The organism is Microbacterium algeriense (assembly GCF_008868005.1).
In the GTDB taxonomy this organism is placed as follows: Bacteria; Actinomycetota; Actinomycetes; order Actinomycetales; family Microbacteriaceae; genus Microbacterium; species Microbacterium algeriense.
On record NZ_WAAO01000003.1, the window covers coordinates 680,435 to 704,369 of the forward strand.

23 protein-coding genes are annotated in these 23,935 nt (G+C 63.9%); 21 read left to right on the plus strand and 2 right to left on the minus strand.

The features are described from left to right. Positions 1-12 precede the first annotated feature (12 nt). The 8 genes from lspA (at position 13) to F6A08_RS16975 (ending at position 8,042) form a co-directional block, all read left to right on the plus strand. Positions 13-525 (plus strand): signal peptidase II, encoded by a 513-nt coding sequence (gene lspA, locus F6A08_RS16940; protein WP_263971446.1) that lies wholly within the window; start codon positions 13-15, stop codon positions 523-525. After that, on the plus strand, positions 522-857 hold the full coding sequence (locus F6A08_RS16945) for a DUF6804 family protein (protein WP_017201924.1): 336 nt from the start codon (positions 522-524) through the stop codon (positions 855-857). Before lspA ends, F6A08_RS16945 begins: the two co-directional genes overlap by 4 nt. 25 nt (positions 858-882) lie before the next feature. Continuing rightward, positions 883-1,833: a cytochrome c oxidase assembly protein gene (locus tag F6A08_RS16950; protein WP_017201925.1), complete on the plus strand. Its 951-nt coding sequence runs from the start codon at positions 883-885 to the stop codon at positions 1,831-1,833. Further along, on the plus strand, positions 1,817-3,418 hold the full coding sequence (lnt, locus tag F6A08_RS16955) for an apolipoprotein N-acyltransferase (RefSeq protein ID WP_017201926.1): 1,602 nt from the start codon (positions 1,817-1,819) through the stop codon (positions 3,416-3,418). The genes F6A08_RS16950 and lnt overlap by 17 nt, the downstream gene beginning before the upstream one ends. Next, a complete protein-coding gene (locus tag F6A08_RS16960) occupies positions 3,403-3,918 on the plus strand; it encodes a DUF3515 family protein (RefSeq protein ID WP_036304312.1) in 516 nt (171 codons plus the stop codon). Before lnt ends, F6A08_RS16960 begins: the two co-directional genes overlap by 16 nt. After that, a complete protein-coding gene (locus tag F6A08_RS16965; protein WP_151460100.1) occupies positions 3,915-5,813 on the plus strand; it encodes a bifunctional copper resistance protein CopD/cytochrome c oxidase assembly protein in 1,899 nt (632 codons plus the stop codon). Before F6A08_RS16960 ends, F6A08_RS16965 begins: the two co-directional genes overlap by 4 nt. After that, complete coding sequence (locus F6A08_RS16970) at positions 5,810-6,493, plus strand: copper resistance CopC family protein (protein ID WP_026049677.1); 684 nt, start codon at positions 5,810-5,812, stop codon at positions 6,491-6,493. Before F6A08_RS16965 ends, F6A08_RS16970 begins: the two co-directional genes overlap by 4 nt. Positions 6,494-6,686: 193 nt before the next feature. Then, positions 6,687-8,042, plus strand: coding sequence for a M23 family metallopeptidase (locus F6A08_RS16975; protein WP_026049678.1), 1,356 nt, complete (start codon positions 6,687-6,689; stop codon positions 8,040-8,042). Positions 8,043-8,140: 98 nt separating this feature from the next. Here F6A08_RS16975 and F6A08_RS16980 read toward each other — a convergent pair whose 3' ends face one another. Together F6A08_RS16980 and F6A08_RS16985 are read right to left on the minus strand one after the other, a co-directional pair. After that, positions 8,141-8,902, minus strand: a complete 762-nt coding sequence (locus F6A08_RS16980; protein ID WP_017201929.1) for a cytochrome c biogenesis CcdA family protein — start codon at positions 8,900-8,902, stop codon at positions 8,141-8,143. Continuing rightward, positions 8,899-9,465: a TlpA family protein disulfide reductase gene (locus tag F6A08_RS16985; protein ID WP_017201930.1), complete on the minus strand. Its 567-nt coding sequence runs from the start codon at positions 9,463-9,465 to the stop codon at positions 8,899-8,901. The genes F6A08_RS16980 and F6A08_RS16985 overlap by 4 nt, the downstream gene beginning before the upstream one ends. Positions 9,466-9,626: 161 nt before the next feature. On the opposite strand from F6A08_RS16985, the gene F6A08_RS16990 reads away from it, so the two are divergent. The 13 genes from F6A08_RS16990 (at position 9,627) to F6A08_RS17050 (ending at position 23,786) form a co-directional block, all read left to right on the plus strand. Next, the gene (locus tag F6A08_RS16990) at positions 9,627-9,908 is read left to right on the plus strand and encodes a metal-sensitive transcriptional regulator (RefSeq protein ID WP_026049679.1); all 282 of its coding nucleotides are present in this window, start codon (positions 9,627-9,629) and stop codon (positions 9,906-9,908) included. Positions 9,909-9,940: 32 nt separating this feature from the next. Beyond that, positions 9,941-10,264, plus strand: a complete 324-nt coding sequence (locus F6A08_RS16995; protein ID WP_017201932.1) for a heavy-metal-associated domain-containing protein — start codon at positions 9,941-9,943, stop codon at positions 10,262-10,264. Between the two features lie 55 nt (positions 10,265-10,319). After that, a complete protein-coding gene (locus F6A08_RS17000) occupies positions 10,320-12,467 on the plus strand; it encodes a heavy metal translocating P-type ATPase (protein ID WP_151460102.1) in 2,148 nt (715 codons plus the stop codon). 50 nt (positions 12,468-12,517) lie between these two features. Further along, entirely contained in the window at positions 12,518-12,955 is a 438-nt protein-coding gene (locus F6A08_RS17005) for a DUF6153 family protein (RefSeq protein ID WP_151460103.1), read from the plus strand. An 86-nt stretch (positions 12,956-13,041) separates the two neighbouring features. Then, positions 13,042-13,638 (plus strand): DUF305 domain-containing protein, encoded by a 597-nt coding sequence (locus tag F6A08_RS17010; protein ID WP_026049681.1) that lies wholly within the window; start codon positions 13,042-13,044, stop codon positions 13,636-13,638. Between the two features lie 143 nt (positions 13,639-13,781). Then, entirely contained in the window at positions 13,782-14,627 is an 846-nt protein-coding gene (locus tag F6A08_RS17015) for a F510_1955 family glycosylhydrolase (protein ID WP_017201937.1), read from the plus strand. Positions 14,628-15,047: 420 nt separating this feature from the next. Then, a complete protein-coding gene (locus F6A08_RS17020) occupies positions 15,048-15,302 on the plus strand; it encodes a hypothetical protein (RefSeq protein WP_081859903.1) in 255 nt (84 codons plus the stop codon). A 324-nt stretch (positions 15,303-15,626) separates the two neighbouring features. Continuing rightward, a complete protein-coding gene (locus F6A08_RS17025; RefSeq protein WP_029264083.1) occupies positions 15,627-16,436 on the plus strand; it encodes an RNA polymerase sigma factor in 810 nt (269 codons plus the stop codon). 350 nt (positions 16,437-16,786) lie between these two features. Then, positions 16,787-16,993, plus strand: a complete 207-nt coding sequence (locus F6A08_RS17030; protein WP_017201940.1) for a hypothetical protein — start codon at positions 16,787-16,789, stop codon at positions 16,991-16,993. 575 nt (positions 16,994-17,568) lie between these two features. Then, positions 17,569-18,396 carry a TnsA-like heteromeric transposase endonuclease subunit gene (locus tag F6A08_RS17035; protein WP_164743619.1) on the plus strand — a complete coding sequence of 276 codons (828 nt, stop codon included), beginning with the start codon at positions 17,569-17,571 and terminating at the stop codon, positions 18,394-18,396. Further along, a complete protein-coding gene (locus F6A08_RS17040) occupies positions 18,386-20,422 on the plus strand; it encodes a Mu transposase C-terminal domain-containing protein (protein WP_029264081.1) in 2,037 nt (678 codons plus the stop codon). Before F6A08_RS17035 ends, F6A08_RS17040 begins: the two co-directional genes overlap by 11 nt. Further along, positions 20,419-21,462 carry a TniB family NTP-binding protein gene (locus F6A08_RS17045; protein ID WP_017201943.1) on the plus strand — a complete coding sequence of 348 codons (1,044 nt, stop codon included), beginning with the start codon at positions 20,419-20,421 and terminating at the stop codon, positions 21,460-21,462. The genes F6A08_RS17040 and F6A08_RS17045 overlap by 4 nt, the downstream gene beginning before the upstream one ends. Further along, on the plus strand, positions 21,459-23,786 hold the full coding sequence (locus tag F6A08_RS17050) for a zinc-ribbon domain-containing protein (protein ID WP_192576810.1): 2,328 nt from the start codon (positions 21,459-21,461) through the stop codon (positions 23,784-23,786). The genes F6A08_RS17045 and F6A08_RS17050 overlap by 4 nt, the downstream gene beginning before the upstream one ends. Positions 23,787-23,935 lie beyond the last annotated feature (149 nt).

Sequence of the window (23,935 nt, forward strand, 5' to 3'; positions counted from 1 at the left end):
CGCCGGTCGGCCGTGATGCTCATCGTCGCCGCCATCGTCATCCTGATCGATCAAGGCACCAAGACTCTTGCTCTGAACACGTTGCGGCAAGATGCGCGTATACCGCTGATCGGTGACTGGCTCGGTCTTCAACTGGCCTTCAACCCCGGGGCGATCTTCTCGCTCGGGGAAGGTTCCACATGGGTCATCACCGTCATCGGGGTCGCTGTCACCGCGGTCCTCATCGGTGCCGCCATCCGAGCCCGGAACGTCTGGTCGGCGGTTGGTTTCGGTTTCATCGTGGGCGGTGCGATCGGAAACCTCATCGATCGCTTATTCTCGCCGCCCGCGTTCGGGATCGGGCACGTCACCGACTTCCTCGCCTACGGGAACCTGTTCATCGGCAACCTCGCCGATGTCGCTCTCGGCATCGGTGCCGTATTCCTCATCGTCGCGGGTCTGCGCACAAGCCGTCGCCGGCCAGACCCCGCGTCCCGCCCCGATCCCGTCGACCCTGTACCCGCCGAAGAAACGGTTCACCCATGAGTCCCAAAGAACGCGTCCCCTCCACTTACCAGCGGAATGCCCTGGCCCCCAGCCTCGTCGCCGCCGCGATCCTGTTCCTGGCCCCGGCGCTCTTCCAGGCGAACTGGGCACCGCTCGTCCTCTTCATCGCCTCGATTTTCGGGCTGATCGTCGGGTGGTTTGCGCTGCAGGCACGCCACTGGTGGTGGATCCCGGTTTTCCTCGCGATCGCCGTGCTCTGGAATCCGGTGATGCCGTTCCCCTTCTCCGGTGTCGTGTGGACCACAGCACAGCCCGTCGCGGCCGTGGTCTTCTTGGCAGCGGGTGCGACGATCAAGGTGATCCGGAAGTGAGCGGCGTGAGCTTCGCGTCACGACCATGCGTGTGAGCGGCGAGATCCCGGACAGTCCCCCGTCACTGCAGACGTTCCTCGCACCGGCCGACATTCCTCTTCCGGTGCTACCCATCGTCGCGGGGATCCTCGCTGCGCTTTATCTCGTCGGAGCGATCCGATTGTGGACGCACGGGCGTCGTTGGCCCGTGTGGCGGACGGTCAGCTTCCTTCTCGGGTGCGTTCTCCTCGCGGCGGTCACTGGCCTGGGCGTTGAAACGTATGGCCAGGCGCTGGTGTCCGTTTTCATGTTCCAGCAGCTCACTCTGATGATGATGGTGCCGCCGCTACTGGTCCTCGGCTCACCCGGAACCCTTCTTCTGCGAGCAACACCGCATCACGGAGCGGGACGGGTAGTCCTCACAGCGGCCCACAGTGCTCTTCGAAGCCCGGCCGCGAGATGGGTACTTAGCCCGTGGGCCACTGTGCCGCTCTACCTGTTCGCGTTCTACGGCATCTACCTTGCGGGTGCTGCCGATTCCATCCTCACTCTCCCCACGGGTCACGTCGCGCTCGAGGTCGGATTCCTCCTCGCCGGCATGCTGTTCACCATCCCCATCTTGTCCTCCGATCCTCTGCCGGTCAGGTTGGGTCACGGTGCCCGTGCGCTGGATGTGTTTGCTGAAGCCGCGCTCCACGCATTCTTCGGGGTGTTCCTCATGATGGCCAGCACGATCCTGGTCGGCTCGTTCGTCGCCCCCACAGAGGCGCTAGGCATCGATCCCCTCGCTGACCAGCAGCTAGCCGGTGCTCTGGCCTGGTCCTACGGCGAAGCCCCGACCGTGCTGATGTTGATCTACGTGATGCATCGTTGGTTCCGCAGCGACACCGCTCGTGCTGCCGCGGCGGACCGGTACGCCGACGTGCATGGGAACGCCGACCTCGACACGTACAACGCCTATCTGAAAAATCTGAGCTCTCATGACCGTGACCGCTGACCCGTTGGTGGGACCCCCCATTTTCGTTCGATCGAGGCGCGGCAACCCCAGAGAGCACAACGCGCGCCTGCCTGTTGCGGTGCCGTTTTCCGTAGCGATCATCGCGGCCGCCGTCGCAGGAGGAATACTGGATTTCGCCTACCCCGCATACGGGTGGTGGCCCGCAGCATTCGTGAGCGTAACCATCGGGCTGTGGACGCTCCGCGGACGTTCTCTACCCGGGGCGTTCCTGATCTCCCTCGTCTACGGCGCGGCCTTCTACTTCACCCACTTGGCATGGGTGTCACGGTTTCTGGGGCCTATCCCGTGGGTCGCGCTGGCTGGCTTGGAAGCTCTGCTGTTCGGTGCCGGCGGCGTGCTGATCGCACTCGCCTATCGAGCCACCACCCGGACCGGATACGGGTACCGCGCGTTTACCCCTCTGCTGGTCGCCGGGGTGTGGGTGCTGCGAGAAACGCTGATGGGTAGCACGCCGTACACCGGGTTCCCATGGGCGCGCGTCGGTTTCAGTCTCGCCGAGAGCCCGCTCGCGGAGGCCGCATCCTGGGTTGGGACCACCGGGCTGTCCTTCCTGACAGTCCTGGTCTGCGCGAGCGTTGTGGAAGCCCTCATCCTCCGCCGATGGGAGCCAGCAGCAGCAGCGGCGGTCATCGTCGTTGCCGCGATAGCCGTCCCTCTGTTCCCGACTGAGCAAGCGGGAATGTTGCGCGTCGGATGGGTGCAGGGCAACGGTCCCAGCGGCTACTTCGACACCAAAACAACAGGTGACATCCTGCGCGCGCAGGAAGAAGCGACCGCTCCTCTTCTGGACCGTGAGATGGACCTTCTCGTCTGGCCAGAAGGGGCCGTCGACGCCGATCCCCTGCGCGATGTCGCCGTCGCGGGCCGCCTTGATCGACTCGTGCAGGGTGCCGGCGCTCCGGCACTGGTGAATGCGGCGACCACCCGCGGAGCCGACACGTTCAACACCTCGATGCTGTGGACCAGCGCCGGGCCGCAGCAGCTCCACGACAAGGCCAACCCCGTCCCTTTCGGCGAATACGTCCCGGACCGTTGGTTCTACGAAGCCATCGCCCCCGACCTCATCGGATTGATACAACGCGAGTACACGCCCGGCTCCAACACACCCCTCATGAACGTTGGCGATGTGCCCATCGGTCTGGCCATCTGTTTCGACGTCATCTACAACGACGTCATCCACCAAAGCGCGGCCTCTGGTGCGCAGATGTTCGTGTTTCAAACCAACAACGCGGACTTCAGAGGCACCGACGAGAACCTCCAACAGCTGGCCATCGCCCGTATGCGCGCGCTCGAAACAGGGAGAACTGCCGTCAACGTCTCCACCACCGGGACCAGTCAAGTCATCGGCCGCGATGGAAAAGTGTTGGCTCAGGTTGCGGTGGACACGACCGCGGCGAAGATCACCGAGGTCCCCCTCCGCACCGGCACGACCCTCGCCGTCGTGCTGATGCCGTGGCTCGGCTGGACACTCAGTATCGGAAGCGTACTCGCGCTGCTCGTCGTGTCGATCCGACAGCGGCGGTCGGATGCTCACTCCCAGGAAGACGGATGGATGAAGTTGTGAAACTCAAGATTCTGACCTCTGTCGCGGCACTCTGCGCACTGTTTCTACTCAGCAGCTGCGCACCCACCGTCCACCTCGAGCCCGCAGCAAACGCGAATGACCCGCTGTGCGCAGAGGTCACCGTACGACTACCGGACTCGATAGGCGACCAGGATCGCGTCTGGACGGACGCTCAGGCCACCGCAGCATGGGGCACCCCCAGCAGCGTGCTCCTCACCTGCGGGTCGGAGCCCCCGGCCCCCACCACGCTGCAATGTGTCAGCTTGGGTGGCGTCGATTGGATCGTCGACGAGGAGGACACCCCGAATCTGCGGCTCACAACCTACGGCCGAGAGCCAGCTGCCCAGGTGTACGTGGACACCACCACCCTGTCGGCAGACGCGGTTCTTGAATCTCTCGCCGGGGCGATCCAGCAGCTCCCCAAGACCGGTGAATGCACGGCACCTGTGACCGAAGACCCAGACGTCGTAGGCGATGAGACGGGAGATACCGCTCCATGAATCCCGTTGTTCTCCGGATTGTTGGTCCGACGATTCTCGTTGTCGCCGCACTCATCGCTGCGGTGGTCGGGCTCGCGATCGGTGGAGGAGCTGCACCAAGACTCACCAATGACCCTGGAGCGCTCGTGCGATGGGGACTCCCGGCCGCGAAGCTGATCGTCAATCTTTCCGGTGCGGCAATGCTCGGGCCCCTGGTGCTGGCGGTGTTCGCTCTCCCCTCAGGGGGGAAACCGTTCACCGTCGCGCTCGATATCGCCTCCGCCGGCGCCGCGACCCTCACCATCTCAAGCGGGGTGGTGGCTTTCCTCACCTTCCTGTCGTCGTTCAATCCGCAAGTGAGCCTGAACGCCGAGTTCGGTGCGCAATTGGGCCGCTTTCTTCTCGACACGGAGCTGGGACGATCATGGCTTATCACCGTGATCCTCGCCTCGGTCGTGACAGTCCTCGCATTCGCTGTTCGCAGCAATGGGGCGGTGCTGTTCACGACCGTGCTCGCGATCATCAGCCTGATACCCATGGCCACCCAGGGTCATTCGGGTGAGCTCGCCAACCACGATCCCGCGGTCATGTCCCTCGTCCTGCATGTCATTTCAGCAGCAATATGGCTCGGCGGTCTCATCCTGCTCGTCGTCGCGCGACCGATCAGCTCGCCGCGCGAACTCGAGAACCTGCTCCGCCGGTACTCGACGGTGGCGCTCATCGCGTTCATCGGCGTCGCCGTCTCGGGATACGCGCGGACGCTCACAGCCCTCGGCCGGTGGGAGGATTTGGCCTCACCGTACGGCATCCTCCTTCTCACAAAGATCGGCGCGCTTTTGGTCATGGGCGTCCTGGGTGCCGCCTACCGCCGCCGACTCATCGCAAAGACCAGCGAGGGCCGTGGCGCCTTCTGGACGATCGTGTGCGTCGAACTCGGTTTCATGGGTGTCGCGAGCGGGGTCGCCGCCGCCCTCGCCCGCACCGCCGCCCCCGCCGATGCGATCACCCTGCCGCAGACCACCGCCGCGGAGATCCTCACCGACGCACCCGTCCCGGTCGCACTCACCCTGCAGAGATGGTTCACGGCGTGGAGTCCCGACCTCCTTTGGGTGCTCGTCGCGGGTTTCGGAATCGTCTTCTACCTCGTCGGCGTCCGACGCGCACGGCGCCGCGGGTATCCGTGGCCAGCCAGGCGCACGATCAGCTGGATTGCGGGGATGGGGGCGCTTCTGTGGACGACCAGTGGGCCGATCGCAGCCTATGACGATTCGCTCATCAGTATGCGATTCCTCGCCTTCGCTCTCCTCAGTCTCGCGATCCCCTTGCTCCTTGTCTTCGCGGCGCCGATCACCCTCGCAACCTTGGTCATCCACCCACGGGACGATGGAAGCCGAGGACCGCGCGAATGGCTTCTCTGGGCCGCCCACAGCCCCCTGGCCCGGTTTACTCGTCGCCCCGTCGTCGCCGCGTCCCTGTTCGCCACGTCGCTGTGGTTGTTCCACTACTCCGACCTGTTCCGATGGTCGCTCTACGACCAGCTCGGAGCGGAATGGATGATCAGCCAGCTCCTCGTCACCGGGTGCCTCTTCGTACGATCGCTTTCCCCGAACGCGTCCACGACTCCCGAGGGGCGGTGGCGTGTGGCCTCACTCACTGCGCTCACAGGCGTGGCCACTTTCTTCGGCATCGCCACTATCGCTCGCTCCGACCTCATCGTCGCGGAGTGGTTTGGCGCCATGGGGCGCACGTGGGGACCCACCCCCCTGCAGGACCAGGCCCTCGCCGGAGCCGCCACCTTGATGATCGCGGGAATGCTCGCAATCCTCACCGGCTTCTCCGTCCTCCACACGAAACGCAACAACAGACCTACCGACAGCACCCCCGTGCCCGCCGGACGAAAGGACCCACGCCCGTGACCTCCACCCACCGCACCCGCTGGCTCGCCAGCACACTTCTTGCCCTCATCGCACTGGGAATCGTGGCCGCACCGGCCCCCGCAGCTCTCGCGCACGACAACCTCCTGGACACCGTGCCCGGGGCAGACGAAACCGTCACCCAACTCGACGACGTCGCTCTCACGTTCAGCGGGGAACTCATTGACTTCAGCCAGGCAAGCTTCGCCCAAGTGCAAGGACCCGACGGCCTCTTCTACGAATCCAGCTGCTCCACCATCGACCGCAACATCCTCACCACCCCGGTCGCACTCGGAGAACCCGGCGTCTACACCGTGCTTTGGAACGCCGTCTCCAGCGACGGTCACCCCATATCCGAGAGCTTCACGTTCACGTACGCTCCCACCGGCATCGAGCCAGGGCTGGGATGGGACCAACCAGCATGCGGGAACGAACAATCACGGATGCAACCGGCAAAGGCGTCGCCCTCTGCTGTGCCAACTACCGAACCTCCCGCAGCGGACACCCCTGCCCCGGCGGCATCCGCAGGCGAGAACGAGGTGGCTTCGATCGCGATCCCGCTCATCATCGCCGTGGCTGTCATAGGTGCCGCGGTGATCGCCACCACCGTTGTCGTACGGCAAGTGAAAAAGAACAAACACAACAAGGTGAGCCCCGACATCCACACGGACCCGAAAGCGTGAACTTCGTGTCAGGACAGTCGAACTCGAATTCGATGCGACAGATATGGGCCACTGATCAGAGATCACGAGCGAGTCGGCGCGACTTCGGCGGCCACGTACGGCCGATGGACCAGACGGCGGGCAATGCAAGCGTGGCCAATCTGCGCGCCCATGGCAGCAGAATCCACGAAGCCGAGCTCGAGGAGAGGGCACAGTGAACGGACGACTCGTCTCTGCGGCTACGGAGGCGGCTGAAGAATGCGGTTGTGCACCCACGCCCGCCGAACGCGACTCGTTCTGGAAGCTGAGTGTTACTCGACGTGGCGCTTTCGGGCTCGGCGCGCTCGGTGTCGCTGCATTCGCTGCACTCGGCATCGGCTCCGGCGACTCAGCGGCGTACGCTGCGTCGTACCCGAGTTGGGACGATGTGCAACGCGCCAAGAACAACGAAGCTGCCAAGGCTGCCGAGATCACCCGAATCGAAGGGCTGATCCAGTCCTTGACGCGGAAGGTCGCTGAGACTCAGGTTGCTGCCGATACAGCCTCCGACGAGTTCTATGCAGCGCAGCAGGAGTACTTCGCTGCGATCACGGAAGCTCAGAGCCTGCAGGCGCAGGCGGACGAACAATCAGCGATTGCCGAAACCTCTGCGCGCAGGGCCGGTCAAGTTGCGGCACAGCTGTATCGCAACGGTGGAGATGATTCAGCACTGCAACTGTTCTTCTCCGGTTCCGCGGCCAACGCCGATGAGCTCCTGTCACGCCTGGGCACCATGGACAAGCTTCTCGAGTACAACCGGTCGGTCTACGATGGCGCAATCTCGGCGCGCAACACCGCCCAATCGCTGACCGATCAGGCGAAGGTTGCCCGCGACGAACGAGACCGCCTGCAGCAGGTCGCAGAGCAGAAGATGATTGCGGCACAAGAAGCGGCCGACGCCGCACAGGCCGCGCTCGACGAGCAAGCCGCGAACCTCGAGACGATGCAGGCGCAGCTCGCCGCGCTGAAAGACACCACCACGCAGACTGTCGCTGGTTACCAGTCGGGTGTGGCCGCGCGCGAGGCCGAAGAGCGCGCCCGTCGCGAACGCGAAGCCGCGGAAGCGGCAGCCAACGGTGGCGGCAACGGCGGCGGCGGAGGCTCTGCCGGTAGCGGCGGTTGGGTCCGGCCCCACGGGGGCGGCCGAAGTTCAAGCTACGGCCCGCGGACCCCGATCTGCGGTTCGCAGGGCTGCTCCTCGAGCTACCACTACGGCGCGGACATGGCCAATGGCTGCGGAGCGGCGATCTACGCCGCCAACTCCGGAACAGTGGACTACGCCGGCGCGAACGGCAACTACGGCAATTACGTCCGCATCCAACACGGCGGGGGCGTCAGCACCGGGTACGCGCACATCAAACCCAGTGGCATCCTCGTTGGCAGGGGGCAATGGGTCAATTCGGGCCAGGTCATCGCTTACGCGGGTGACACTGGACGCTCCTTCGGTTGCCATCTGCATTTCGAGGTCTACATCAATGGTGGTTACACCAACCCCGTCCGATTCATGGAAGACCGCGGCGTCTATATCTAAGGCTCCGACATGGGAGCACGAAGTGGCGCCACCCACAATGACCAGTTGGGTAGAGAGGGCTGCTCCAGTCGTCACTCGCGACATCCTTGCTAGGGATCTCAGAGAGGGAGAATGACGCTACCCATCACCGCCGTCAGCCGCGACATGATGTCGGTCCACAGCCCTGTCACCATCAGGATTCCGAGGACGATCAGCAGTATGCCTCCGCATACGTTCACCACCCGGATGTGACGACGGAGGAACTCGACCGTCTTCGCCGCCCAACCGAACCCGAATGCGACCAACAGGAACGGGATGCCGAGGCCGAGCGAATACGCGAGGCCGAGGAAGCCGGCACGGACAGGGTCGCCAGCATTGAACGAAAGCGCGATGATCGCGGCAAGCGTCGGACCCATGCACGGTGCCCAGCCGATACCAAGTGCCACTCCAAGTAGCGGCGCCCCTGCGATTCCGGCCCGGGAGCCGACGTGGAAGCGGACCTCCCGCTGGGCGAAATTGAACAACCCGAGAAAGACGAGCCCCATCAGGATGATGACGACTCCGAGGATGCGTGTGACCAGGTCGCCCCAGCGTAGGAAGAACACGCCGGCCGTGCCGCCCAGCGCGGTGATGAGAACGAAGACGACGCTGAAGCCGAGGATGAACAGCAGTACGCCGACTACGAGCTGACGGCGCTGGGGCGCGACTGCGTTCGTCGCGCGACCCTTCGAGTCCGGCGCGACCACCCCGCCAAGGAAGCCGAGGTAGCCGGGGACCAGCGGGAGCACGCAGGGCGACAAGAACGACACGAGGCCAGCGAGCATCGCGACGGGGACTGCGAGCCAGAGCGCACCGGACCCGATGATGGTGTCGGCGTTCACGGTGTCTCCGCCAGAGCGTCCTTGACGAGCGTCGAGAGGATCGAGGTGCCGTCGATGGGTCCGATGATGCGGGCGGCGACACGGCCCTGCCTGTCGAGCACGAGAGTCGTCGGTGTCGCCTGGATCGGCACGACCTCGGAGAAAGCGAGTTTCGCCTCGGCCGTGTTCACGTCGATCAGGCTCGGGTAGGTGATGCCGAACTCGTGAGAGAAAGCCTGGGCAGTGTCGGCCTGGTCGCGGGTATTGATGCCGATGAAAGCTACATCCTCGCCGCCGTATTCTTGCCAGACGCTTTCGAGATCCTTCGCCTCGATGCGGCACGGCGCGCACCCGGCGTACCAGAAGTTCACCACCGTGACCTTGCCGGCGTTGTCTGCGCTGTCGAAATCATCACCAGTTTCAGTGATGCCGCTGAAGTCGACCGGTTCGCTCCGCTCGTCGATCGGGATCTCGACGATCGCGCCGCCAGCGGCCACATACCCGGTGTTCTCACCCTTGAGGAAGGAATCGCTGACCGGATCCGGCGCACACCCGCTCAGACCGATCACGGACACAGCGAGCATGGCCCCGACCGCGCCACGAACGGCACGAAAGCGGGGTCTTCGACGCATATTTCGAACCTTACACAGATCACCTATGCGTCACCTTTGCCTCGGACACTTCCCGACCGGGAATAGACTCGCATGCATTGTGTTATATACCCCTAGGGGGTATCTTTTTGGGAGTGAACGGCTACGAGAGCAACAAGGCTGATCTGCGTAAGCGGTTGAGCCGGGTAGAGGGTCAGGTGCGAGGTATCGCACGAATGGTTGATGAGGACAAGTACTGCATCGATATCTTGACGCAGGTGTCTGCGGCGACGAAGGCCCTCGAGACGGTGGCGTTGTCGCTACTCAGTGACCATCTCGCTCATTGTGTCGCTCAGGCAAGTGCTGAGGGAGGCGAGGTGGCTGCGGCGAAGGTCCGCGAGGCCAACGAAGCGATCGCTCGTCTCGTCCGTTCATAACTACTACGTCTGTCTACTCGAAGGAGCACATCATGACTGATCGCATCGAACTCGGCTTGAAGGACGCGAATGCGGGGTGCGCATGCTGCGCTGCCCCTTCATCCGTTGACGCATCCGCGCCTGTCGCGGCCCCGGTCTCGGCCGAGATCTTGGTTGCGGGGATGACATGCTCGCATTGCGCCTCCAGCGTCAGCGATGAGCTGAACGCCATCGATGGTGTCGACGGTGTCACGGTCGACCTGAATGCCGGCGGGGCATCCCGCGTGATTGTCCACAGCGCCGCCCCTATCGATCCCACGGCTGTACGGGCTGCGGTTGAAGAGGCCGGCTACACCCTCGCGACCTCCCCGATCTGAGTCGCTATCCGTTTGCGCCCGGCTGATCCGGGTGCATCCGAGCAAGGAGTTTCCGATGAGCCAGCATGACCAGCACCACGAACACACTGCGCATCAGGATCACGGCAGCGTGCCGACAACGGAGCATGACCACACGGCGATGAGCCACGACCACGGTGCTCCCCCAGAGCACGCTGGTCACACGAGCCGCGGCGGTCACGGCGGTCACGGCGGTCACGGCGGTCACGGCGGTCACGGCGATCATGTCGGTCAGTTCCGGCGGTTGTTCTGGATCATGCTGGTCCTCGCGGCCCCTGTGGTTGGGTTCTCGATGATGTTCTCGATGCTGCTCGGGTACCCATTGCCCGACGCCGCGTGGGTGGGTTGGGTGTCCCCGGTTCTCGGGACCGTGATGTATGTGTGGGGCGGGGCCCCGTTCCTCACGGGTGCCGTGAGCGAGCTCCGTGCACGCAAGCCCGGGATGATGCTGCTGATCGCCCTTGCGATCACCGTGGCATTCCTGGCGTCCTGGGGTGCGAGCCTCGGCATGCTGCACCACGAGTTGGATTTCTGGTGGGAGCTGGCGCTGCTGATCGTGATCATGCTGCTTGGTCACTGGATCGAGATGCGCTCGCTCGCGCAGACGACATCGGCCTTGGATTCCTTAGCGGCGTTGCTGCCTGACGAGGCAGAAAAGGTCGACGGCGATACGACCGTAACGGTCGCGCCCTCGGACTTGCAGGTAGGCGATGTCGTGGTCGTGCGTCCGGGCGGGCGGGTCCCCGCCGATGGGCGCATCGTTCAGGGATCGGCCAGCATGGACGAGTCGATGATCACCGGAGAATCCCGGCCGGTGCGCCGCAGCGATGGCGACCCGGTCATTGCCGGTACCGTCGCCACGGATTCCGGAGTGCGGGTGGAGATCACGGCCATCGGTGAGGACACCGCTCTCGCGGGGATTCAGAAGCTGGTCACCGAGGCGCAGAGTTCGTCGTCTCGGGCGCAGCGGCTCGCGGACAAGGCCGCAGGGTGGCTGTTCTGGTTCGCGCTCGGCGCCGCAGCGATCACCGCGATCGTCTGGACGGTTGTTGGCCTACCCGACGCCGCCGTCATCCGCACCATCACGGTGCTGGTGATCGCCTGCCCGCACGCGCTGGGCCTGGCGATCCCGCTGGTCGTGTCGATCGCGACCGAGCGCGCCGCCCGCGGGGGCGTGCTCATCAAGGATCGTCTCGCGCTGGAGAGCATGCGCACCGTCGACACTGTTCTGTTCGACAAGACGGGCACGCTCACCAAGGGCACCCCCGCGGTGACCGCCATCAACCCCGTCACGGGGACCGACGCCGATCAGCTGTTGGCGTGGGCGGCCGCGGCGGAAGCAGACTCCGAGCACCCCCTCGCCCGCGCGATCGTCAACGCGGCAAAAGAGAAGACGCTCACCGTTCCACGCTCAACCGACTTCGAGTCATCCCCCGCTGTCGGGGTGCGTGCCCGCGTTGACGGACGTGTCGTGCAGGTCGGTGGCCCGTACATGCTCGAGCAAGAACACGCCGCCGAGCTGCCGGTTGCCGACGAGTGGCGCGGTGAGGGTGCGATCATCCTTCACGTGCTCGTCGACGGTCAGGTGACGGGCGCGCTGCGCCTCGCGGATGAAATCCGCTCCGAGTCGCGTCACGCGGTCGTTGCGCTTCACGAGCGCGGCGTGCAGGTGGTCATGATCACCGGTGACGCTGACGCGGTCGCCGCGTCCGTCGCCGGCGAGCTGGGTATCGACCGGTACTTCGCCGGGGTCCGTCCGGAGGACAAAGCCTCCAAGGTGAAAGAACTGCAAAACGAAGGCCGCAAGGTCGGGATGGTCGGTGACGGCGTGAACGACGCCCCCGCCCTCGCCCAGGCAGACGTAGGGATTGCGATCGGTGCAGGAACGGACGTTGCGATCGCCTCCGCAGGTGTCATCCTCGCCAGCGACGACCCCCGATCGGTGATCTCCGTGATTGAGCTGTCGCGGGCCAGTTACCGGAAGATGAAACAGAACCTCTGGTGGGCCGCCGGGTACAACCTTCTCTCGGTGCCGTTGGCTGCCGGTGCGCTCGCCCCCGTCGGGTTCGTGTTGCCGATGTCGGTCGGTGCAGTGTTGATGTCACTATCCACGATCGTTGTCGCGCTGAATGCGCAGTTGCTGCGACGGCTGAACCTCAGCCCGGACGCCGTCGTCGACAAGTAGGCGCATGGGCGGCGGCGACGTACCCTGGAAGAAAGGGAGGTGGGACAGTGTTGACGACGATCGCACGGCGCGTGCATGACCAGCGCACCCTCACCCGCACCCTCCTGACCGTCGTCGCCGTCGCCTTTTCCGTGATCTTCGGGCTTCTGGCGATGCACTCGATGAACACGCACACCATGCCCTCCGGGCACAGCGAAACCATCGCGGTCGCACCCGCGCATGCCGACGCTCACCCCGCACACGCCTCAGGCGAAGCTGCAGCGATGGATGAGACGGGCTGTGCGACGTGCTCTGACGATCACGGCATGTCGTGGATGGCCTGCGTTCTCGCGCTCCTCATCGCCGTAGTGCTGGTCACCCGGCCGCCCGCCTGGTGGCGCTCACTCACCGAAACCCCTGGTCCGCTCCTTTCACGTTTTGCGCTTCGCGGCGCGCTGTACCCGCTGCGGCCGCCGTCTCTCACCGTTCTCTGCATCAGTCGCACCTGATGGTTGGCATGCCCGTTCTATGGGCAACGCCCCCTCGCCCAGCCTGTCTCGCTGGGCACCATCATCGACTCTTGGAGAGAACCATCATGAAGACCCGTTTTGCGGCGACCGCCGCACTCACTCTCACTGCTGTGCTCGCCCTTGCCGGCTGCGCTGGAAACACCTCCGGCGGAGGCGATATGCCCGGCATGAATCACGAGAGCAGCAGCTCCGCCCCGGCGTCGGCGGACGCCAATGACGCCGACATCATGTTCGCCAGCATGATGAAGGAGCACCACGCTCAGGCCATCGAGATGTCTGACATGCTCCTCAGCAAGGACGGCGTCAACGAGCGCGTCGCCGCCCTCGCGGAAGAGATCAAGGCAGCGCAGGGCCCCGAAATCCAGAAGATGGAGCAGTGGCTCGAAGAGTGGGGCGCTGATACCTCCAACATGGAAGGCATGGACCACGGCGGCGGCATGATGTCCGACGACGACATGCAGGCCCTCGAAGATGCCACCGGGGCGGACGCCAGCCGTCTGTTCCTCGAGCAGATGATCGAGCACCACCAGGGTGCCGTCGAAATGGCCCAAGACGAAGTCGACAACGGCCAGAACAGTGACGCGGTCGCCCTGGCCGAGACGATCATCGAGGCACAGACCACGGAGATCGCCACGATGAAAGACCTCCTCGACACACTCTGATCTACCTTCGGGGGTGCGGCGCTCGCCCGCACCCCCGAACTGGCCTTCTCGCAGTAACCCACGCCACCGCGCTGGTGCCATGTCGCGACTCTCATTCGCGTACCGCTCGCGCACCTGCATGCATTTCTTCACGTCGGAGTCTCATGAACCGCCACTCGCCCCTACCCGCTTTCGCGATCGCTCTCGCAGCCGTCGCCCTCACCGGCTGCGCCGTGCCGCAGGCCTCCGGCACCAACGCGGTCCCCCCCGTTATCCAACACATTCACGGTGTTGCCGCTGACCCCCGCGGTGAGGACCTCTTCATAGCCACCCACGGAGGACTCTTCACCCTCACTCCTGAAGGTGCGATCGCCGGTCCCATCGGAGGCCACGATTTCGATGCGATGGGCTTTACCGTCCTCGACGACGCCCTCTTCGCATCCGGTCACCCGGGCACACAGACACCCGCAGAGCTCGGCTCCCCGAACCTAGGTGTCATTCGTAGTGACGACTTCGGCGAATCGTGGTCACCGATCGCCCTCACTGGCAGTACGGACTTCCATGTCCTCACCGCCGGACCAGACGGCACTCTCTACGGGATCGCCTCCGATGGCGTCGATCTGCTCATCAGCACTGACGACGGTCTCGAATGGACCCGCGGCGCAACACTTGCCGCGGCAGACCTCGCCGCCACCGGCGACGGTCTCTACGCCGCCGCGGAAGAAGGACTGCTCCTCAGCACCGACAACGGCGCCACCTTCACCCCCGTCGCCGACGCCCCGCTGCTCTACACACTCGACGCCAAACCCAATGGCTCGCTCGCAGGAGTCGGAACCGACGGTGCCCTCTGGTCACAGAACACCGAAGGAACATGGCAACGCCTCGACGCGCTTCAAGGGGCCGCTCAGGCCTTCACCGCGATCGATGACGAACGCTTCATCGTTGTCGACGACCGCGGCATCGTCCAGATCACAGCCGACGACACAACCATCCTCGCCCCCGCCCGGTAGAGAACGCCACCACCAGAACGGCCACCCATGGTCCCCCGCCGCAATCCCTTCCGACGCATATCCGTCTTCATCGCGTGCGCCACAGTCCTCGCCCTGCTTCTCGCCCTTGCGAGCTTCTACCTCATCGGAGCCATATTCAGATGACCCGCCACCTGCACCCAGCTCGGCACCGTCCACGAGCACACGTTCCCACGCGCACCAGCCACATGTCCCCACAGCGGCGTCACGATCGCCTCGTACGTATCGGGGCCTTCCTTCTCCTGGCCGCCGTCGCACTGATCGCAACTCATCTCCTCATCGACACAACCGTTCCAGACCAACGGTCACTCTGGGCATACACGCTCGGAAGCTACGAAACAGCGTTCATCCTCGCGATCGTCGGACTGGCGCTCGTGCTGCGTGAACCTCCGGGAGGCGCGGATGAATCTCAATGACTACTGGACCAACGCCTTTTGGTCCGTCATCCCCACGATCGCCGTCGTCGCAGCATTCTGGTTCGTCCTGCGGTCCATCATCAGAGCCGACCGCAACGAACGAAAAGCACACGCCAAGATCGAGCAACAACTCCGCGCGGAACGAAACCATCCTCGCCAACTCGCATCGGCGGACGACGAGCGAGACCCGCTACCTGAACGCCGGAAACGTCTGCCGAAAGCAGATACCGGCGAACGTTAACGGCGGGCGCACGATGACGGGCGACGCGAACTCGCCGGAAACGATCGTTTTCGGCGGGTCGTCTGCTGCACGCTCCCTCCTGCTGTGCTCACTCGCGTCTTCAGCGGGAGATTTTGGAAAGCGGAGATGGGTCCGAGGCCTCGCTTGCGGCACCACCAGTAGAACCGAATGCGAAACCACGCCGCAAACGATCGTGTACGGCGGGCGGCACCGAACCGTGAGGTTGCTCAACATTTTCTTGCGAGAGGCGAGGGGAAGTCTGCAATGTCGGACATATGAGGGATCGTGGTGACTATGAGCTGACCAGGATCGTGAGGGAACGCTATGACCGGTAACGACGAGCCCGAAGGGCATTCGTCCCCCGATGGCGTTCCTACTCTCATCGCGTGGGCAACGGATCAGGCCTGGCTGGCCGAGGCAGACCGCGATCGCGCCGAGGAACGTTTCGACCGGCTCGCTGGAGACCGCGAACTCGCGACCGCACTCCAGGCCAGCGGATACCGTGGCCGGAACTACGATCTGTTCGCGAATGAGATCGCGAAGTACGGGTGGGCTGTCATCCGCGGGTGGATCTACAAAGGGCAGATTCGTGGCGAGGTGAAGCGAAAAGGCTTCGGCGCACTGGAGCCTGAGCCCCGCCCGGGCTCGATGATCGAAGAGGCCGAGAGCCTGGCGGATGAGACGATCGTGCTCGCCCTCACCGCGTTCCGAGACAAGGTGCTCGTCCCGGGCAAGTGGGACCCCGCCAAGGGAGCTTCCCTGCGCACGTTCTTCGTGGGCCAGTGCCTTCTGCAGTTCAGCAACGTCTACAAGCGTTGGCGTCGAGAAGAGCTGCGTTCATATGCGGAGCCGCAGGCTCCGCCGCCCGCAGCGGCCTGGGCCGACGACTTCGAGGAGGGTCCGTCGACGTCGGCTGCTCCCGACGCGAGCGAGGCGGCGCACATCAAGGACGAGCTGCGTCGTGCATTCGGGAGCATCAAGGACGAGCGTGTCCGCTCAGCCTTTTATCTGAACGTGACGCATGGCTTCACGCACGCGGAGATCGGCGAGAAGCTTGGCATGACCGCGAAAGCGGTGGAGTCGGCGATCGCGCGCGCACGTCAGCAAGTACGACAGAACCGGGAGTCCGCATGAGCAGTGAATTTCGAGGCAAGATCGAGCGCTCGTCCTTCGGGACCCAGAACGCGAAGGCGGCACGCCGAACCGTTTCCGCCAACAAAGCGCAGTCGCTCGTCTCGCGATCGATGACGGGCAAGACTCAATCGAAGCAGTTGAGAGGCCGCGAGGGGAAGTGACCAGCGGCGGACATATACCGAGATGTCGGGATCACAACGGAAAAGAGCCGCCCCGCGGTAACGGGACGGCTCACAAGCCCTGAGAAGGTCAGGTCTCATCCAGAGCACTGACTGTACCGGAGTTGGCAGCCGCAGACTAGCGGCGCTCCATCTCATGGCACCCCGGCACCAATCAGTGAAGGAGTTCCCATGGGAACCGTTCGTCGCTCTGCATCCACCGGTCGTTTCGTCTCCAAGGCCGCTGCGGCCCGCTGGCCCGGAAAGACCACCACCGAACGTGTCGGTTCCGGCACGAGCAACTCGACCACGGTGCACCGCTCCGCGTCGTCGGGCCGGTTCGTCACCGAATCGACCGCCAACCGCAACCCGGGCGGCACGATCAGCCAGCGCGTCTAATCGAACCTGAGGGCCTGCACGTGCACACGTGCAGGCCCTCGTTGTGTAAGTCGAGGGCCTCCAGAACCCCGTCGGTGGCGGTCAGTAGTTCACCTTGTCGATGACGAGGTTCCCGTCGAGCATCTCGTGCGGGACGGGTCCTGCACTGGGGGAGCGGGATGGTCAGTCTCACGAGGTCGGGGTCCGCAACGGTCTCCGCGGACGCCAAGGCGTGAGCGCCCGGGACGGCAACGCCGACCGGCATCTCAATGTCTGCCGCAGCGCCGGAGCCGGCAATGTTCACCGGAAGCCGGCGGCGAGTACTGTTCACCCGAAGGCTAGTGGGGGAGCTTTCCCCTCGTTCGTTCAAGTCTGGCCTTGCGTTGCCTAGACCTTGCGACGGAAGCCGGTGGAGTCCCGAGTGACATCGGGCGACCAACGATGCGGTTCTCGCTTCACGTCGGGCCACTCGAGATCAGATCGAACGATATCCGGTCCGCGCCGGTGTGTCGGAAGCCCGTCGAAGCCGACCGGGCTGATCCTGGGCGCAGGCGACGAAGATGTGCCTACCGGCACTCCGCCTCCCTCCGGGAGTGATGATGAAGCCAGCTGAGATCGCACGGATGATCGCTCGTCGACGGTTCTCGAAAGAGTCGGAGCTGCACTGGGTGCCGCGTGATCATCGTTCGGAGACTGGCTATGCGAACAACACCTCGTTCGCACCGGTCGACCGAAGTCTCGGCCGTTTGGATTGGTCTGTCATCGACCCCATGAAGGTTCGAGTATCGAAGGGCGCCAGCCACTTCTTCACAGGATCTGAGTACTTCTGGAGTCGCACCCGCAGCCACGTGTGGTGTGAGTCTCAGTTCGAGCGCGACGAGTTGATGTGGCTCGATTTTGCCGGACAGGTCGAAAGGGTGTGGTCGCAGCCGTTTGGCGTGGTGTTCGGCGTCCGCTCACCGATGGCCGGTCATTGGCACGTGCCGGATTTCTTGTTGCAGATGTCGGACGGCTCCTACGCCGTCCGAGATGTGAAGCCGAAGGAACGCATCGACGAGTCCGTGCAACTGCAGTTCGATGAAACCGCACGGCTGTCGGCAACGCTCGGCTGGCACTACGAGGTGCTCTCCGGTCACAGCGTCCATGCGACTCGCGTGGTCGAATGGTTGTCGGCGTCGCGTCATGACCGTTGCAGGCCGTCGGCGGACATCGAGGACAAGATCCTCGACGCAGCTACTCAGGGCAAAACACGCCGGGAGTTGTGTGAGCTGGCGTCTCCAGATTGCCCGCTTCTAGCGTGCGCATGGGTTGACAACCTCGCCTGGCGCAGACTTCTCGCGCTCGACTTGTCGTCCGTATTCAATAGCAACACGCTACTGACTACCGCACATCGGGAGAGAACGGACGCGATCAGTGTCCGATGAACGCAAACTGAAGCTCGGAGACTCTTTCGAGATTGACGGCGAGAGCTGGGTCTGGGTCCACATCATTCCTGGCCTGGAGGTGAAGCTCCGCTCTGAACACGCGCCCGATCGACACCTGATCATGTCCGTAGACGAGTTCCTGCTCCAGGCCGGAACAGCCCAACGGGATCGCAGCGTATCTCTTCGACCGGACGGGGATGCATGGCCGACCGACGTATGCGATATGGAAGCCCATCTCCTTGAGGCGTTCACGGGCAGGCCGATGGATCCGTTGGCCTCCGCTTCTCGGGCACAATACGACCCTGCGCTGACAACTCAGAACGCACGCGTTGACGCGAAGCTGCTCGAGCTAAAAGGCACGTCACTTGGGCGAGCGCGCAGCACCTTTCACCTCCTGTGGAAGACGTACCAGCAAGACGGTGCAGCCGGGCTGAATGCCCGCATGCATCGCAAGGGCGAGCAGCGACTCTCCATCAGCCGGGCAGATGCACGGCTGGTGACGATCATCGATCGATTCCTCGATCGCCAAACGGACAAGTCGACGAGCAGCAAACGCCGGTGCGCTGTCTTGGTGAGGCGAGAGCTCGAGACCACTTACCCGGGCGATCCTCTATGCGAGATCAAGGCTCGCACCCTCCAGGGCTACATCAACGAGCGGGCGGCCGGCCGTTACAGCTTCGACAAAGCGACCACCCGGCGAAACACCGATAACAGCCCCAAGCGTCAGTACTACTCCGGGGCTGCCTATCAACTTGGGGAGCGATGCGAGATCGATTCAACGAAACTCGACGTTCTCGTCTGGGATGAGAACAGTGAGTTCCGGCCGACACTCACCGTGCTTCTCGATGTCGCAAGCCGGGTACCGCTCGCTTGGGCGATTCACGCGGACAGCCCTGGCGGATTCGACCATGCACTCCTGCTCGCCCGGGCTGTCATCGGGCGCAAAGCCGTACCTGGTTCGGGAGCAGCCACCCTCGCGGGATCAGCCACGTTGCCTTCTGACCTGATGAAGCAGGTGAACCCCTACCTCACTGACGATTCTCTGGCCCTCCCGTGGATCTTCCCGCGATCGATCACTATCGACGGCGGAGCAGATTTTCGGTCCCGCACGTTCAGAGATGCCTGCAGCGCGTACGGAATCCACAGGGAACTTGCCCCCTCCAGAACGCCGACGGTAAAGCCACACGTAGAGCGCAACTTCGGCACCCTCTCGACAGACTTCGCCGCATGGCTGGCCGGTTTCGTGGGGAACTCCGTCGCCCATCGGGCCGCCAAAGACGACCCCACCCTCACCCTGGATTCGCTTCGCCTCATCCTCGACAGCTGGATAACGAACATCTACCTGAACAGGCCTCACCGTGGCTTGAAGTCGACGAGCTCCCCAGGGCGCATCTTCACCCCGAATCAGATGTACACCGAACTGTTCGCTGTAGGACCCGGCGTCCCGGTGCCTTTCGGAGTTGAGGAGTACCTCGCGCTCTTGCCCACGGAACGGCGCATGATCGGTCGTGCAGGGATCGAACTCCACAATCGCCGCTACGACTCATCCCACCTGGAAGATCTCCGCAATCGCTCCCTCACGGGCGCTGAACCGGGATCCGCGAAAGCCAGGAAATTCCCAGTGAGCTTCGACCCCTACAACGCCAATGCCGTCTGGGTGCGTCACCCAGAAACCGGTGTGTGGATCGAGTGCTGGGACATCGCTCTGCGGGAGAAGACAGCACCGATGGTCGCCGAGATCGACATGAAACTCCTTGCCCGATACCCCGACGCCGCAATCGACGATCCCGACCGCCGCCGCGAGTGGATCGACCACGTCGAAAGTCGCGAACGAGGAGACAAACGGAAGCGCACCCAGCACAAACGGGAGCAACAGCGCCTCAAGGTCGAAGCGCAACGTGAACCAGGCCCCTCGACAACGACACCGATCCCACTACGGCAATGGGCCAAACCCGTCGACATCAGCACCATCGATTGGACATCCCCCGACATAGATCTCGCGCAAGCAGAGGAGCTTGATTCATGAAGATCACCCCACTCGTCCTCCACCATGACCGCAAGACCAGCCTTGCAGGGCTTCGAGAAGCATTCGACGCCGAGCCCGCATCCCCGCCGAAGATCACCTTCCGTCAGTACAGAGATCTGGACAGTGAAGCTCGAGAGCTATACGACCAAGCTCGCGAAGACTTTCTCCGGCTGACGCTGAGGGTGAAGACACGCGAGCAAGCGGTCTGCGCTCGCATTCTGGAGGACCTCATCCGGATCAACCCTCGGCTGAAGAACTCGCGGCGCGGGCTGATGATATCCGCGCCGATGTTCTCCGGCAAGACAGAGCTCGCTCTCCTGTTGGCTCGATCCGTAGAACGCAGACACGCAGCCCAACACCCCGACTACCTCAGAGACGGAGACGCACCGGTCGTCTGGGTGGAGATGACCGAACACTCGACCGGAAAAGCTCTCCTTGCCCAGATCGTGGAGTTTCTCGCCCCCACCATCGTTCTCCCCAAACAGATCGCCACCGACAGGCTGAGGAAGCTTGCCGTCGAGGCCCTCCACCGTCACGGCACGAAGCTGCTCGTGATTGACGAAGCGCACAAGCTCGGCGGGACTGAACCCTCCAGTGTCATCAAAGCCCTCCAGAACGAGTCTTGTGCGACCGTCGTCCTGGTTGGAATCAATCTCGACCAAGCATTCAAGACGGGCGACGGCCTGCAAGTCAGCGCACGATGTGACTTCGTCACACTCGACAAGATCGACCCCGCCGTCCAAGAGGACTTCGAACAATGGATCAAATGGGTCGCCACCTTCGACAGCTTCCTACCACTATGCGGGCACGCCCACGGCCTTCTCACCCGCAACGCCGGCACGCTAGTCCACGCCGCCGACGGGAAACTCGCCGTTCTCGCGATGATCGTGGACCGCCTCGTCGCGTCCATCTTGCGCGACGAATCGCGCACCTCGGAGACCGTAACCCGCGAGCGACTCTTCGGGGTTCTCGATACTCTCCGGCGCACCACGCTCAACACACACAACGTCACCCTGGACGACCTGGTGGACGCCGCATGATCAGCACGCAGGCGTGGGCGAAACGACCCAAGTGGCATCATCTTGAGACGCCACGCTCCTACGCGCAGCGGCAATGCCGCGCCGCAGGAGTACCGTTCGACTTCGCCGAGAGGGCACTGACCAGCCGAGCGCAACCGAACATCCACCGCGTCTGGATCGACGACGAAGCGGCCGCTCGGACGGTCGAGGCGACGGCAGGGCGCCCAGCCGGTCATTACCTCCGCATGAAGCGTCTAGCGCAACCGGACTCCACACGGGCCTACCCGCAGCGCTTCCTGTGCCGCCTATGCAGTGCCGGGGAGACGATCGAGCAAATTCCCCACGATCGGGAAAACTTCTGTCTCCGACACCCGAGGCAGATGGTGTGGGTCGGTCCCGGAACCGAACCCGATACCCAGGTGATCGTTCCCTTCGATCCCACGCTTCGGAACGCGGAACTCTCCTTCCGTCGACTCGTCGCCACTGGTCGGGTCACCACACAACTGCACGGTCAAGTGTGGGCCATGGTGCGCGACAACGAAACGCTCTCCGCCCAGAACGCAGAGACCGGGCAGAATCCGTGCTTGATGAGCGCGGTACGCGAGATCGATCGCCGCGCACATCTGTACCGCGCGACGGTGCGCGTTCTGCAGATCTTGTCCAATCGTGCACACTGCGCACGATGGCGCACTCAGTCGGCGGCAGATCTACGACTCGACATCACCGCAACGTTGGGCCTCACCAACAGCGACATCCTCGTCGAACGCGTGATTCTCTGGCTCCGCCCCCTCCGCCGCCACACCATCCCCACGAAATTCCGCCCCCTGGAAGCCGCCCTCGACACCGTCGACGTCCCCCGCATCCTCGACACCACCGCCAACTACCCGCTGTGGATCCTCCGCCACCCGAAAGCCATCTCCGAATGGGACTGGGATCGCAACCCGCCCACCCGCGACCCCTGGTCCGGAGTCGATGTCTCTCACAAAGCGTGGTGGTTGTGCGAGGAGGGGCACTCCTGGGAAGCAAGCCCCCACGTGCGAGGCTCTGCCGAGACCAACTGCGAATATTGCATCGGCATGGACTTCTGGCCGGGACACACCGATCTCGGCACCCTGCGGCCAGACATCGCCGCGGAATGGGACACTACCCCAGGAGCCAACCGGGGGGACCCCCATCACGTGAGCGCCACCTCCGCCCGGAAAATCAACTGGAGGTGTACTGCTCACGAGCACACCTGGCCCGCCCAGGTGCGCTCCCGCACCACGCAAGAAAGCAAATGCCCCTATTGCAGCGGTAGCCGGGCGATACCGGGTGAAACAGATTTAGCCACTCTTCACCCCGGCCTCGCAGCAGAGTGGGATCACGAACTCAACGACAGCTCCATCACTCCGGAGACAGTCACCCCCGGATCGGACCGTGTCGTCTGGTGGCACGGCCACTGCGACCACAGCTGGGACGCGGCTGTCGGTGACCGTTGCTCAGGACACGGGTGCCCGTACTGCTCCAATCAACGCACCCTCGCCGGTTTCAATGACCTCGCCACCACTCACCCTCATCTCGCCGAACAATGGGACCGCGTCAACTCCAAGTCCGCTTGTGAGGTCACCGCGGGCTCGGATTACCCCGCAGTATGGCGCTGCGCGCTGAGTCACACATGGGAGCTCCCCGTCTGGGGCCGCACGAAGGACAAGACGGGATGCCCCGTGTGTGCGAATCGCGTCGTCCTCGCGGGGTTCAATGACTTGGGGACTCTCGATCCTCATTTGGCTTCGGAATGGGACCGCACCCCAGGAGCGAACGACCGGACACCGTCCGAAGTGACCGTCAGTAGTTCCTATGAAGCCCAATGGCGGTGCGCAGAAAACCACACCTGGCCAGCGACCGTCGCCAACCGACACGCAGGCTCAGGCTGCCCGTCATGCTCCGGCCGGGTCGCTATCCCGGGAGCCACTGACCTCGCGACACGCAGACCCGATATTGCCGCGCAATGGGATCCCAGCAACGACTGCTCACCGAATCAGGTCACGGTCTCCTCCCACGTGAAAGTGTCGTGGATCTGCCACCGCAATCACTCGTGGCCCGCGACAGTCAAAAACCGGACGTCCGGCTGCGGCTGCCCTTACTGCACAGGAAAGCTACCCATCCCAGGGGAGACCGACCTTGCAACCCTGCGACCCGATCTCGCAGCGCAGTGGGACTCCTCTAACGCCCTCTCGCCCACCGAGGTCACCGTGGGATCGGGGAGAAAAGTCACCTGGCACTGTGCCTGCGGGTATACATGGCCATCGAGAGTTCAGACCAGAACCCGCAGGCCTCACGCCCGCTGCCCCGAATGCCGCAAATAGCGACACTCCAGGTTCCAACGCCATCGAGCTCGCACTTGGCAATGCTGACCCCCTCGAGCACGAAGGACAAAGGCTCACGTGTTCGCTGCTCGCCCAAACGCGAGCGAGTCGAGAAGCGCTGAAGGCCTGACCAAGGTCGCACTGCCGAC

Bases quoted from the DNA above. Each gene is read 5' to 3' on its own strand.
- F6A08_RS16945 (WP_017201924.1), top strand. From the start codon at position 522: ATGAGTCCCAAAGAACGCGTCCCCTCCACTTACCAGCGGAATGCCCTG.
- F6A08_RS16950 (WP_017201925.1), top strand. From the start codon at position 883: ATGCGTGTGAGCGGCGAGATCCCGGACAGTCCCCCGTCACTGCAGACG.
- lnt (WP_017201926.1), top strand. From the start codon at position 1,817: ATGACCGTGACCGCTGACCCGTTGGTGGGACCCCCCATTTTCGTTCGA.
- F6A08_RS16960 (WP_036304312.1), top strand. From the start codon at position 3,403: ATGGATGAAGTTGTGAAACTCAAGATTCTGACCTCTGTCGCGGCACTC.
- F6A08_RS16965 (WP_151460100.1), top strand. From the start codon at position 3,915: ATGAATCCCGTTGTTCTCCGGATTGTTGGTCCGACGATTCTCGTTGTC.
- F6A08_RS16985 (WP_017201930.1), bottom strand. From the start codon at position 9,465: ATGCTCGCTGTGTCCGTGATCGGTCTGAGCGGGTGTGCGCCGGATCCG.
- F6A08_RS16995 (WP_017201932.1), top strand. From the start codon at position 9,941: ATGACTGATCGCATCGAACTCGGCTTGAAGGACGCGAATGCGGGGTGC.
- F6A08_RS17000 (WP_151460102.1), top strand. From the start codon at position 10,320: ATGAGCCAGCATGACCAGCACCACGAACACACTGCGCATCAGGATCAC.
- F6A08_RS17010 (WP_026049681.1), top strand. From the start codon at position 13,042: ATGAAGACCCGTTTTGCGGCGACCGCCGCACTCACTCTCACTGCTGTG.
- F6A08_RS17015 (WP_017201937.1), top strand. From the start codon at position 13,782: ATGAACCGCCACTCGCCCCTACCCGCTTTCGCGATCGCTCTCGCAGCC.
- F6A08_RS17020 (WP_081859903.1), top strand. From the start codon at position 15,048: ATGAATCTCAATGACTACTGGACCAACGCCTTTTGGTCCGTCATCCCC.
- F6A08_RS17025 (WP_029264083.1), top strand. From the start codon at position 15,627: ATGACCGGTAACGACGAGCCCGAAGGGCATTCGTCCCCCGATGGCGTT.
- F6A08_RS17030 (WP_017201940.1), top strand. From the start codon at position 16,787: ATGGGAACCGTTCGTCGCTCTGCATCCACCGGTCGTTTCGTCTCCAAG.
- F6A08_RS17035 (WP_164743619.1), top strand. From the start codon at position 17,569: ATGATGAAGCCAGCTGAGATCGCACGGATGATCGCTCGTCGACGGTTC.
- F6A08_RS17045 (WP_017201943.1), top strand. From the start codon at position 20,419: ATGAAGATCACCCCACTCGTCCTCCACCATGACCGCAAGACCAGCCTT.
- F6A08_RS17050 (WP_192576810.1), top strand. From the start codon at position 21,459: ATGATCAGCACGCAGGCGTGGGCGAAACGACCCAAGTGGCATCATCTT.